The 12,787-nt window shown below is 37.2% G+C and carries 12 protein-coding genes; all 12 read left to right on the top strand.

Features of this window, described 5'->3' with window-relative positions; all coding sequences use genetic code 11:
- Positions 1-2 precede the first annotated feature (2 nt).
- Positions 3-512, top strand: coding sequence for a ribosome maturation factor RimM (rimM, locus tag GH715_RS11890; RefSeq protein WP_153836976.1), 510 nt, complete (start codon positions 3-5; stop codon positions 510-512).
- Positions 512-1,255 carry a tRNA (guanosine(37)-N1)-methyltransferase TrmD gene (trmD, locus tag GH715_RS11885; protein ID WP_153836975.1) on the top strand — a complete coding sequence of 248 codons (744 nt, stop codon included), beginning with the start codon at positions 512-514 and terminating at the stop codon, positions 1,253-1,255. The genes rimM and trmD overlap by 1 nt, the downstream gene beginning before the upstream one ends.
- A gap of 120 nt (positions 1,256-1,375) precedes the next feature.
- Positions 1,376-1,720, top strand: coding sequence for a 50S ribosomal protein L19 (gene rplS / locus GH715_RS11880; RefSeq protein ID WP_153836974.1), 345 nt, complete (start codon positions 1,376-1,378; stop codon positions 1,718-1,720).
- 99 nt (positions 1,721-1,819) lie between these two features.
- Complete coding sequence (gene lepB, locus GH715_RS11875) at positions 1,820-2,371, top strand: signal peptidase I (protein WP_153836973.1); 552 nt, start codon at positions 1,820-1,822, stop codon at positions 2,369-2,371.
- Positions 2,372-2,395: 24 nt separating this feature from the next.
- Entirely contained in the window at positions 2,396-3,241 is an 846-nt protein-coding gene (ylqF, locus tag GH715_RS11870; protein ID WP_153836972.1) for a ribosome biogenesis GTPase YlqF, read from the top strand.
- Positions 3,242-4,011: 770 nt separating this feature from the next.
- Positions 4,012-4,773 (top strand): ribonuclease HII, encoded by a 762-nt coding sequence (locus GH715_RS11865; protein ID WP_153836971.1) that lies wholly within the window; start codon positions 4,012-4,014, stop codon positions 4,771-4,773.
- Between the two features lie 15 nt (positions 4,774-4,788).
- Positions 4,789-6,858, top strand: coding sequence for a hypothetical protein (locus tag GH715_RS11860; protein WP_153836970.1), 2,070 nt, complete (start codon positions 4,789-4,791; stop codon positions 6,856-6,858).
- On the top strand, positions 6,855-7,136 hold the full coding sequence (locus GH715_RS11855; RefSeq protein WP_018932689.1) for an EscU/YscU/HrcU family type III secretion system export apparatus switch protein: 282 nt from the start codon (positions 6,855-6,857) through the stop codon (positions 7,134-7,136). Before GH715_RS11860 ends, GH715_RS11855 begins: the two co-directional genes overlap by 4 nt.
- A gap of 114 nt (positions 7,137-7,250) precedes the next feature.
- The gene (gene sucC, locus GH715_RS11850) at positions 7,251-8,417 is read left to right on the top strand and encodes an ADP-forming succinate--CoA ligase subunit beta (protein ID WP_153836969.1); all 1,167 of its coding nucleotides are present in this window, start codon (positions 7,251-7,253) and stop codon (positions 8,415-8,417) included.
- Positions 8,418-8,452: 35 nt separating this feature from the next.
- Positions 8,453-9,355 (top strand): succinate--CoA ligase subunit alpha, encoded by a 903-nt coding sequence (sucD, locus tag GH715_RS11845; protein ID WP_153836968.1) that lies wholly within the window; start codon positions 8,453-8,455, stop codon positions 9,353-9,355.
- A 64-nt stretch (positions 9,356-9,419) separates the two neighbouring features.
- Positions 9,420-10,316 carry a DNA-processing protein DprA gene (gene dprA / locus GH715_RS11840; RefSeq protein WP_153836967.1) on the top strand — a complete coding sequence of 299 codons (897 nt, stop codon included), beginning with the start codon at positions 9,420-9,422 and terminating at the stop codon, positions 10,314-10,316.
- 295 nt (positions 10,317-10,611) lie between these two features.
- Positions 10,612-12,690 carry a type I DNA topoisomerase gene (gene topA / locus GH715_RS11835; RefSeq protein ID WP_153836966.1) on the top strand — a complete coding sequence of 693 codons (2,079 nt, stop codon included), beginning with the start codon at positions 10,612-10,614 and terminating at the stop codon, positions 12,688-12,690.
- Positions 12,691-12,787 lie beyond the last annotated feature (97 nt).

Below are 12,787 nucleotides of genomic sequence, written 5' to 3'. Positions count from 1 at the left end.
AAATGGATCATTTAAAAGTAGGGAAAATTGTCAATACGCATGGTATTAAAGGAGAAGTAAAAGTAGTTCGTATTACCGATTTCGACGAACGCTTCGAAATTGGCACTACCTTATGGATTAAAGGAAAAGATAGTCAGGAATTGAAACCAGTTACTATTGATGGCCATCGTGTACACAAAAATTTTGATTTATTACATTTTGAAGGATTTAACAATATCAATGATGTAGAACACTTTAAAGAATCATTGTTAGTTATTAAAACAAGTGAAGTCTCAGATTTAGATGAGAACGAATTTTATTATCATGAAATTATAGGTTGTGAAGTGGAAACAACCGATGGTGAATTCATTGGTAAGGTTACAGAAATTCTTTCACCTGGTGCAAATGATGTATGGGTTGTGAAGCAGAAGGGAAAGGAATTTTTAATCCCTTATATAGAACAAGTAGTGAAAGAAGTAGATATAAATCAGCAACTTATTAAAATAGAACCAATGGAAGGGTTATTAGACTGATGAAAATAGATATACTCTCATTGTTTCCAGAAATGTTTAACGGTGTTTTTCAATCTTCCATTTTAAAAAAAGCACATGAGTCCGGTGCTTTTCACTATAATTATGTGAATTTTCGTGAATATACGGATAATAAACATAATAAAGTAGATGATTATCCTTATGGTGGAGGAGCTGGGATGGTATTAAAGCCTCAACCTATTTTTGATGCAGTAGAGGCAATCGAAAAAAACACCTCCCAAAAACCTCGTATTATTTTAATGTGTCCTCAAGGAGAAACATATTCGCAAAAAAAAGCAGAAGAATTAGCAAAAGAAGAACATTTAATCTTTATATGTGGCCATTATGAAGGCTATGATGAGCGGATTAGAACAGAGCTTGTAACCGATGAGATCTCGATCGGAGACTATGTGCTTACAGGTGGAGAATTAGGAGCGATGGTCGTAATTGACAGTGTTGTCCGCTTGTTACCAGACGTATTAGGTAACGAAGATTCAGCAGTTCAGGATTCTTTTTCAACGGGGTTATTAGAGCATCCTCATTATACGAGACCCGCTGATTTCCGCGGTTTAAAAGTACCTGAGGTATTGTTATCAGGAAACCATGCCCATATTGAAGAATGGCGCAGAAAAGAAGCGTTAAAAAGGACTTATGATAGAAGACAAGATTTATTGCAACATTTGCAATTAACCGAAAAAGAAAAAAAGTGGATAAAAGAATGGGAAACTTCACAAGAAAATAGTTGAATTCCCGTGATTGATATGCTATATTGATAGTTGTGCTTAAGTGAACGCTTAAGGTGAATAAACGATGTTCCGCTGCGGTCTAACTCGTTAAGAGCATTGGTTTGGAAGGAGTGTAACAGAATGCAAAATTTAATCGAAGAAATCACAAAAGACCAACTGAAAACTGACTTACCTGAGTTCCGTGCTGGTGATACAGTGAAAGTTCACGTGAAAGTTGTTGAGGGTAACCGTGAACGTATTCAGGTATTCGAAGGTGTTGTCATTAAACGCCAAAACGGTGGTATTAGTGAAACATTTACAGTTCGTAAAATTTCTTACGGTGTAGGGGTGGAACGTACATTCCCTGTGCATTCACCACGAATTGATAAAATCGAAGTAACTCGTCGTGGTAAAGTTCGTCGTGCTAAGCTATATTATCTACGTAACTTACGTGGTAAAGCTGCGCGTATTAAAGAAATTCGCTAATGAGTATCGTTGTAAAAAGGAGCTTGCATTGTCAGGCTCCTTTTTCTTCTATAAAATATTTTAGAAACACTTGGAGTGTATGAAGGAAAGGGATCTTTCATGGCTAAAAAAAAGGTTGACTGGGTTGATTGGATTAAAACCATTATTATTACAGGATTGATCGTGATTTTATTTCGCATGTTTATTGCAGTACCGATTATAGTTGATGGTCCATCCATGTTACCAACTCTTGAAAATAAGGATCGAATGATTGTAAATAAGATAGGTTTAATGTTTGGTGAGCCAGATCGTTTTGATGTTGTTGTTTTTCATGCTACAACGAGGAAGGATTACATAAAAAGGGTGATTGGTTTACCCGGTGATTCCATTGTCTATAAAGATGACCAGTTATATATTAATGGACAACCAGTTGAAGAACCGTTTATTGAAGAGGAAATAGCTAATGAGCAATCGAATTACACAACTAATTTTTCTTTGCGAGATATCCCGGGTAATGCTGAAGAAGTACCAGAGGGGCATGTGTTTGTTTTGGGGGATAATAGACCAAATTCAACAGATAGTAGACATTTGGGATTCATCCCGATAGATCAAGTTGTAGGAATTGCTGGTGTAACGTATTGGCCCATAGATAAGATCGGCTTCGTAGAATAACATAGTAGAAAAAGAGGTGGATACATGACAATACAATGGTTTCCTGGACATATGGCCAAAGCAAAAAGAGAAGTACAAGAAAAATTAAAATTGGTTGATTTTGTGATTGAATTAGTAGATGCAAGAGCACCTGCATCTTCTCAAAACCCTCTCTTACAACAAATTTTAAACCAAAAACCAAAAATGGTAGTGTTAATGAAGGATGACTTGGCTGATCCGGAGTCGACAAAAGTTTGGCTTAATCATTTTTCGGCACAAGGCATGGTTGCCATTGCGGTGAATGTAAATGAACGGAAAGATATTCAACATGTCATTCAAACAGCAAAGGACATGGCTAAAGAGAAAATGGATCGATTAAAGAAAAAAGGGATCCGTCCAAGACCTGCTCGTGCCATGATTATTGGAATACCAAATGTAGGGAAATCAACCTTAATCAATCGGTTAGTTCAGAAGAAGATAGCCAAAACGGGAGATAAACCAGGTGTAACTAAAAATCAACAATGGATCAAAGTAAAGAAGGATTTTGAGTTATTAGATACGCCCGGAATACTCTGGCCAAAATTTGAGGAGCAAGTAGTTGGTTATCGACTGGCAGCTATTGGTACAATCAAGGATCAGTTGTTGCCAATAGAAGATATCGCTGCATTTGTGATTGAGTATTTACAATCTAATTATCCTTCTGTATTAAAAGAACGTTATCAAATAACAGAGGATAATGAGGATATGAACGAAATATTTGAACAAATCGGTAGAGGAAGAGGCTGTCTTGAATCAGGTGGCAGAGTGAATTTTGAGAAAACAGCAGATATCATCCTCCAAGACCTGCGTTCCGGAAGATTAGGAAAGATAACACTTGAACAGCCCGAGTAACAGGATATGTAGAAGTACAAAGCGCCCATAAAAGTATACACCCCGTTTCGATTACAAAGGAAACGAGTGAGTGTATACTTTTTGTATGAAAAGAAAGCACAAAATACATATACTGCGCAGTAAAGAGGACAAGGAATTGCTCTCTTCCCGTACAGCATTTTGATGAGTGCTGCTATACGCTTCGGCAGAATACTGCGCTTTCCGTGGGCTCGGCTTCAGCTAACTTTGCAAAGAAAAGCATTTTGCAAAGTGGATCTTCAGCTCTCGCTGTCCCACAGGAGTCTCCGTATTCTGCCTACGCTATTTTTGTTCTCTGATTATAGAAATAAATGAAATCATGGAACTAAATATTTCTGTTTGTTACATTGCTAATTGGCTGTGAATGCCGCACATAGTCTGCATATGGTGGATAAATCGACTGGTTGCTTTTCGGATTATTGTTGTAGAGCATATCTTAACGAAGGCCGCCCACTTCAACTCCTGTGGGTATTGTTTGACCTGAAGATCCACTTTTTCGAGCAATTTTTGCTCGAAAAAGTTAGCTGAAGGGCAAACCCCACGGAAAGGGAAGTGGGCAGCCGGAGTGGTAGTTATCACCACGAAATATTTCAAAATTATCTCTTAGGTGACCGCACATCTAATTACCACATTACTTCGCAGTATCTATCTACTGCGAATCAGATGACGTTTTTCTTTATTGAGAGAAGCAATTATAATTCTTTATTTTTTTGAAAAAGTGCCGATAAATTAGGAAACGAGGTTTTTTAGCGATGAAGGAAAAATGGACGATTAATGAAATTAAACATTATTTAACAAAAGAACAACCTACTGAAGACGTGTTACAAGTACTGTACCAAGATCAGCGTAAAGGCGTGCAAACATTACTTAAACAATATGAAAAAAGACAACAAGAGACACAAGCTCAACAAGAACTATTTGAAACAATGTGTCAAAACGAGAAAGCGTTATGGAATAAAGACATTACATATATTGCAGGCGTAGACGAAGTCGGCAGAGGCCCGCTAGCTGGACCAGTTGTAGCAGCTGCTGTTATTTTACCAAGTGATTTCGAATTATTAGGAATAAATGATTCCAAAAAATTATCAAAGAACAAAAGAGAGTTATTTTATCAATATATCACCAAGCATGCGATTGACTATGCTGTAGGAATTGTGGATGCCGGTGAAATTGACGAGATCAATATTTTACAAGCTTCAAAAAAAGCGATGTATCAAGCGTTAAACCAGCTAAAACAAATAGATTATGTACTTATCGACGCAGTGAACCTGGAGGAATTAGACGTACCTAGTGATGCAATCATAAAAGGAGATCAAAAAAGTATTTCGATTGCTGCTGCCAGCATCATTGCCAAAGTGACACGTGATGACATGATGGAAAAGTTACATCAACAGTATCCTGCATACGCTTTTGATCAAAACAGTGGATATGGAACGAAACAGCACCTAAATGCAATAAACGGTCATGGTTTAACACCTTATCACCGCAAAAGCTTTCTGAAATCCTATTCGTAGAGAGGAGGTAGCCATATGCGAAGCATTCCTTCATTTTCAAACGTATTACGTTCTGAAAATACACGAATGAATGTGACACAAAATGCTCTAAAACCAGGGCAAATGTTAACCGGAAAAGTACTCGAATTATACCCTAACCAAAGAGCGGCGATTCAGCTAGGCGGTTCACAAGTGGTGGCCCAATTGGAAACATCATTAACCTCCAAACAGGATTACCTCTTTCAAGTAACGTCTGTTGGGGATGTGCTACGCCTAAAAAAATTAAGTGATTCACCACTTCAAAATAATAGACAACTAAGCAGCCAAATCATGCAGCAACTCGGATCACATAATAACCAACAGCTAAAAACATTGATTCAACAACTTGTTAGTCAAAACATACCATTTACCCATAAGGACGGCCAAGCATTAGCTAAACTTTTAGAGCAATTTGGTGGGAATAGTGCCAATCGGGAGTTGCTTTTCATAATGAAAAAGCAAAACTTTCCCTTAACAGAGCAAGTATTTCGAAGTTTACAGGCATTCCAATCAACTCCAATAGGTACACAAATGAACCAATTACACCAGCAATTAGCATCATTTAATCAAAGTAATTCCTTATTATCACAATTGCAACAACAACTTGCACTGTTTGGTAGTCCTTCACCATCTCAAGCTCAATCGATGTTACAACAGTTTGTGTATACTAATCAGCCAGCGCTTGAACAAGTATTGTCAAAAGCAATACCTAATCAACTCTCGTCTTTACAACAGGTAACTAATGGCGAGCGCTTATCGAATAATCAAACACAGGAATTCACACAACAACTGAATCAAACACTAAATAAACAATTGCCATTTCAGCAAGGAGAACGACAAGCGTTTCAATCATTTTTACAACGTTTTGAACGAATGGTGCAACAAGGATTGGTCTCTAATACCTTTAAAAATATAGTACAGCAACAAGCCTTTTTTCAAAAAGTAATGCAAGTAATGCCAAGCCAAGAGCAGCAAATGGTTCAAATGTGGTTACAGTCATCATCACAGCCAAATGTGAGTCAAGATCGACAAATTCTAACCTTGTTACAACAACTGCATGCACAACAGTTGCCACAATCCGATCAAAATAGACTTCGTGCTTTATTGTTACATGTAGATACTGCAAGCCCACAGTCACTACAAGTAAAAGATCAATTTTTGCATTTGATGAAGCATTTTGTACAAACTAGCGGATTGCAAGACGAAGCACAACTAGCACAGGCTATCCGTTCCGGTAGTACGACGTATAGTACTAGTCCATTATGGCAAGCCCTGATGACGGCAATGTCACCACAAGATCGGCAAGTAATGGAGCAATGGATTAATCAAGCTCAACCGACAATGACACAAAATCAACATATTGCAGAAGTAATGCAACGAATCAATTTACAACAAATACCTCAATCTGAGCAGTCGCTAGTTCGACAGCTGCTACTTTCATTAGAAGCAAGTGATCAAGTTGTAAATAAAGATCAATTTATGCAATTGGTTCGTCAAGTGATTCAACAAACGGAAGTATCGATTCAAACAAGAGAAATGGATCATTCTTTAAAGCAAAATCTATTATTAGCAAATCAACAGCATCCAGATATAGCCAATAATCAGATGCAACGCTTGATTCAAAGTTTAACAGGAATGCAATTACATATGGTGCAAGATGAACAAGCGATTACCCAACAAAGCTTTCAAATTCCTGGAGAGCGGTTTGGTTTAGCTAAGGACATTCGTATGCAATTTGAAGGAAAAAAGCGTCAGAATAGTGAAGAGATTGATCCAGAATTTTGTCGTGTTTTGTTTCATCTACATTTGCATACATTAGGTGAAACGATGATTACCATGTCGATTCAAAAAAGAATCGTGCATATTTCGGTCTACAATGACCAACAAGGTATAAAAGCTTTAATGGATACTTTCACACCTTTATTAAAAGAGAAACTGTCCGACTTAAATTATCAATTATCTTCTGTTACACAAAAAGCATTATCAGATAAAGAGCAGTACGCAATAAATAGTAACCATACAGCATATAAACCTATTAAAAGAGAAGGGATTGATTATCGGGTATGACAGAGCAAGAAAGATACCGAAAACGGGCAGCAGCATTACAGTTTGATGCGGAAACAGATGTAGCCCCAAAAGTAACCGCGACAGGTAAAGGTTATGTCGCAGAAGAAATATTGGATAGAGCAAAAAAGAACCATATTCCGATTCAATCTGACCCGTCTCTTGTAGAATTATTATCAGAATTAAATATAAATGAACAGATACCGGAGGAATTATACCAAGTAGTGGCAGAAGTGTTTGCTTATATTTATCAAGTAGACCAAAAAGCAGCCGAAAAGTAACGAATCTATCTCTTTTTAGAAAAAAGCTAGAAATATGCATAGTCTTTTCTAGACAATTGAAGGCACTTTTTTATACAATGAGAATGCAGTGATTAATTGATGGGAGGATGAAAGATGAATATTCACGAGTATCAAGGCAAAGAGATTTTGCGCAGTTACGGTGTTGCTGTACCTAATGGAAAAGTAGCCTATACAGTAGATGAAGCTGTGGAAGCTGCGGAACAATTAGGTTCAGCGGTATCGGTTGTAAAAGCTCAAATTCACGCTGGGGGAAGAGGTAAAGCAGGCGGTGTGAAAGTAGCTAAAAATATCGATGAAGTCCGTACATATGCTGATGAAATTTTAGGTAAAACGCTGGTAACACATCAAACAGGATCAGAAGGCAAAGAAGTAAAGCGTTTACTGATTGAGGAAGGCTGCGACATCCAAAAAGAATACTATGTCGGCCTTGTGTTAGATCGTGCTACTTCACGAGTGACCATGATGGCATCGGAAGAAGGTGGTACAGAAATCGAAGAAGTAGCAGAGAAGACACCTGAAAAAATCTTTAAAGAAGTAATTGATCCAGTTACTGGTTTATTACCATATCAAGCAAGACGTCTGGCATTTAATATTAATATTCCAGCAGAATACTTGTCGAAAGCGGTTAAATTCATGATGGGGTTATATCAAGTATTTGTCGAAAAAGATTGCTCCATCGCGGAAATTAACCCACTTGTTACGACAGGTGATGGTGACGTTTTAGCATTAGATGCAAAGCTTAACTTTGATGATAATGCCCTATTCCGCCAAAAAGATATTGTCGAGTATCGGGATTTAGATGAAGAAGACGAAAAAGAAATCGAAGCATCTAAGTATGATCTAAGTTATATTGCGCTTGATGGTAATATTGGATGCATGGTAAATGGTGCTGGTCTTGCAATGGCAACCATGGATATTATCAAACATTATAATGGAGATCCGGCTAACTTCCTTGATGTTGGTGGCGGAGCAACTGCAGAAAAAGTAACGGAAGCTTTCAAGATCATTCTGTCGGATGACAATGTAAAAGGTATTTTTGTAAACATTTTCGGTGGAATTATGAAATGTGATGTTATTGCAGAAGGTGTGGTCCAAGCAACACAGGAAGTTGGTTTAACTATTCCTTTAGTAGTTCGTCTTGAAGGTACAAATGTAGATGCTGGTAAGAAAATTTTAGCTGAATCTGGCTTGAACATTACGCCAGCTGAGTCAATGGCAGACGGTGCAGAGAAAATTGTCGCACTTGTTAATGAAGCATAAATTTATCTCTAAGGGAAAAAGGAGGATCCATTTACATGAGTGTTTTTGTTAATAAAGATACCAAAGTGCTTGTTCAAGGAATAACTGGTTCAACAGCACTTTTCCATACCAAACAAATGCTAGAATATGGGACGAAAATTGTTGGTGGGGTAACACCAAAAAAAGGTGGTACAGAAGTTGAAGGAGTACCTGTATTTAATACAGTGGCAGACGCTGTACATGAAACAGGTGCCAATGCTTCGGTTATTTATGTACCAGCTCCATTCGCTGCAGATGCTATTATGGAAGCAGTGGATGCTGAACTAGACCTTGTTATTTGTATTACAGAGCATATTCCAGTTATGGATATGGTCAAAGTAAAACGATACATGGAAGGCAAGAAAACGAGATTAGTAGGACCAAACTGTCCAGGTGTTATTACGCCAGAAGAATGTAAGATTGGTATTATGCCAGGATATATTCATAAGAAAGGTCATATTGGAGTTGTTTCACGATCTGGTACCTTAACATATGAAGCGGTACACCAACTGTCAGAAAATGGTTTTGGCCAGTCTACTGCTGTAGGTATTGGTGGTGACCCTGTCAATGGTACTGACTTTATTGATACGCTTAAAGCTTTCAATGAAGACCCTGAAACAGAAGCAGTGATGATGATCGGTGAAATTGGTGGTACAGCAGAGGAAGAAGCTGCCGAATGGGTAAAAGCAAATATGACAAAGCCTGTAGTTGGCTTTATTGGCGGTGCGACTGCGCCTCCAGGAAAACGTATGGGTCATGCAGGAGCGATCATTTCAGGTGGTAAAGGTACTGCTGAAGAAAAAATTAAAACGATGAATGCATGTGGCATACAAGTAGCAGAAACACCTTCTGTCATGGGAGAGACATTAATAAATGTATTAAAAGAGAAAGGTCTACATGATAAATGTAAGACACACTAAATGTCTGGAATAAGCTGAGAACCTTCTCAGCTTATTTCTTATATGGAAAGAGGTGTATGTATGAATGGAAAAACAAGAATGGCGGTTAATTCATTTGCATTACATTATTGGTACGAATCGTAAATTGATATGGAGTGTAATGAAAAAGGACCCAGAGTTTGAACAGATATATCGATGGAACAAACAACAATGGAAAGAAAATTTTCATATAAATGACAGAAAGGCATCTTTCCTTGTAGAACGATTACAGGATAAGTCACTCAAACAGAAAATTGTAGGTTACGTAAAGAAATATATTGTTATAACTATATTTAGTGAAGATTACCCTGTTGGTCTAAGAGAAATTCCAGATCCTCCATTAGTATTATACCTCAACGGACATCATAGCCTGCTTTCACATTCACCCAACCTCAGTGTCGTAGGAACGAGATATCCTTCAAAATTCGCAAGGTCTATCATGGCTAATATTCTTACCCCATTATTCAAAAATAATTTTCTAATTACGAGTGGTATGGCTATCGGTATCGATGGATTTGCCCATCAGTTAGCCTTACAACATCAAAGTCCAACAATTGCTGTACTGGGTAGTGGTTTTGAACATATCTATCCAAAGCAACATATATCTTTATATAGTCAATTGGTTGCAAAAAATTTAATTATATCGGAATATCCTCCAGATCAACCTCCAAGAAAGTATCATTTTCCTGAGAGAAATAGAATTATTAGTGGATTAAGCTTTGGAACTCTAGTTATTGAAGCGAAAGAAAAAAGCGGTACCCTCATTACCGTTGATCAAGCTTTAGAGCAAGGGAAAGAAGTGTTTGCAGTTCCTGGATCAGTGCTAGCCGAAACAAGTATAGGATGTAATCAACTGATTAAAGATGGAGCAAAATTAGTTCAATCAAGTTGTGATATTTTAGAAGAATACCAGCCAAAACAGGGAATATCAGAAGGAAAATAAATGAATTTTATGCAAATTTGTTATTGCTTTGTTTGACAAACACTAACAAAGTATTTAATAATAGGGAAGATTTATCATATCTAACAGCAAATATTTATCATGGTGAAAATCATCCGTAAATTCACCACTTTAAGGTTTGATTGAATCAAGAAGGGTATGGGGGATTACGGATACTAACATCCTGATAAGTTAGCCAACGATCAACAAGGTTACTAGTAACCTTGTTGATGAAAGTCCTATTTTATAATATGAATTAATACGAAATGATTTTGCCTCTTGGGAGGGTGTAAGTAATATGGCGCAATATCTAGTAATTGTTGAATCACCGGCAAAAGCCAAAACTATTGAAAGATATTTAGGAAAAAAATATAAGGTGAAAGCATCGATGGGGCACGTAAGGGATCTTCCAAAAAGTCAAACAGGTGTGGATGTTGAAAATGGCTACGAACCTAAATATATAACGATTCGTGGAAAAGGTCCTGTATTAAAAGAGTTGAAAACTGCCGCTAAAAAAGCAGATAAAATCTTCCTCGCGGCCGACCCTGACCGTGAAGGGGAAGCAATAGCATGGCACTTGGCACATAGTTTAAATATTGATTTAGACTCTGAGTGTCGGGTAGTGTTTAATGAAATTACCAAAGATGCCGTAAAGGACTCTTTTAAACATCCAAGAACGATCAATATGGATTTAGTAGACGCACAACAAGCACGAAGAATTTTAGATCGCTTAGTTGGTTATAATATCAGTCCACTACTATGGCAAAAAGTGAAAAAAGGTCTTAGTGCCGGACGTGTCCAATCTGTTGCAGTTAAAATGATTATTGATCGTGAAAATGAAATCAAAAATTTTAAACCAGAAGAATATTGGAGTATCGAGTCTATCTTTAAAAAGGGTAAACAATCCTTTGAGGGTGCTTTTTATGGGATAGATGGCAAGAAACAAGCACTTCATTCCAAAGAGGATGTCGATAATATTCTATCTACTTTAAAAGGAAAAGATTTTTTAGTAGAAAAAGTTACGAAGCGAGAAAGAAAACGTAATCCATCACCAGCTTTTACAACTTCTTCATTACAACAAGAAGCAGCAAGAAAGCTTAATTTCCGAGCGAGAAAAACGATGATGGTAGCACAACAATTATATGAAGGTATAGATCTAGGGAAACGCGAAGGTGGAATTACAGGTCTCATAACATATATGCGTACGGATTCAACAAGGATATCAGATACTGCTAAATCACAAGCAAGTCAGTTTATTGAAAATAAATATGGAAAAGAATTTACCGGTTTCACAAAAAAAACTAAAAATGCTGAAGGTGCACAAGATGCCCATGAAGCGATTAGACCAACAAATGCCTTGAGAGATCCACAATCACTAAAATCAGTCCTCTCTAGGGATCAATTTAGGTTATATAAGTTAATTTGGGAACGATTTATTGCCAGCCAAATGGCACCGGCTGTTATGGATACTATGACGGTTCATTTAACAAATCAAGGTGTAGAGTTTAGAGCAACTGGTTCCAAGATCAAATTTAAAGGTTTTATGGAAGTATATATTGAGGGTTCTGATGATCAGCAAAAACAAAAAGATAAATGGTTACCTGATTTAACAGAAGGCGAAACCGTAAAAGCTGAAAAAATCACACCAAATCAACACTTTACACAGCCACCTCCAAGATATACAGAAGCGAGATTAGTGAAAACAATGGAGGAAAAAGGAATCGGCAGACCATCAACATATGCTCCTACGTTAGATACTATTCAAAGACGTGGTTATGTTGCTCTTGATAATCGCCGATTTGTACCGACGGAGTTGGGTGAAATTGTTATCAAATTAACAGAGGAATTTTTCCCTGAGATTATTGATGTCACTTTTACCGCAAAAATGGAAGGTGATTTAGACGCTATTGAAGAGGGGAAAACAGAATGGGTTAAAATTATTGACCAATTTTACTCAGGGTTTGAGAAACAATTACAAAAGGCAGAAAAGGAAATGGAGAAAGTTGAAATTCGTGATGAACCCGCTGGTATTGACTGTGAAAAATGTGGTCACGAAATGGTCTATAAAATGGGACGCTATGGTAAATTTTTAGCATGTTCCAATTTTCCTGACTGTCGAAATACAAAACCAATCTTAAAAGAAATCGGAGTTAAATGTCCGAATTGTAAAGATGGCAATATTGTAGAAAGAAAAACCAAGAAACGAAGAACATTTTATGGTTGTGACAATTATCCTGATTGTGAATTCATTTCCTGGGATAAGCCAGTCGGAAGAAGTTGTCCGAAGTGTAACAATATGTTAGTCGAGAAAAAGTCAAAGAAGAAAGTACAAGTTCAATGTGCGTCATGTGACTATAAAGAAGAAGAACAAAAATAAGTAAACCACGTTAAAGGTGATTCCGACAAATGAAGCGGAATCACCTTTTTTACTTGTAAAGGAAAGAAAGTATATAATCCGCGGTATCAACGCATTT

This window comes from Gracilibacillus thailandensis, assembly GCF_010994055.1.
Lineage (GTDB): Bacteria > Bacillota > Bacilli > Bacillales > Amphibacillaceae > Gracilibacillus > Gracilibacillus lacisalsi.
This window is presented reverse-complemented; position numbering and strand designations above follow the sequence as displayed.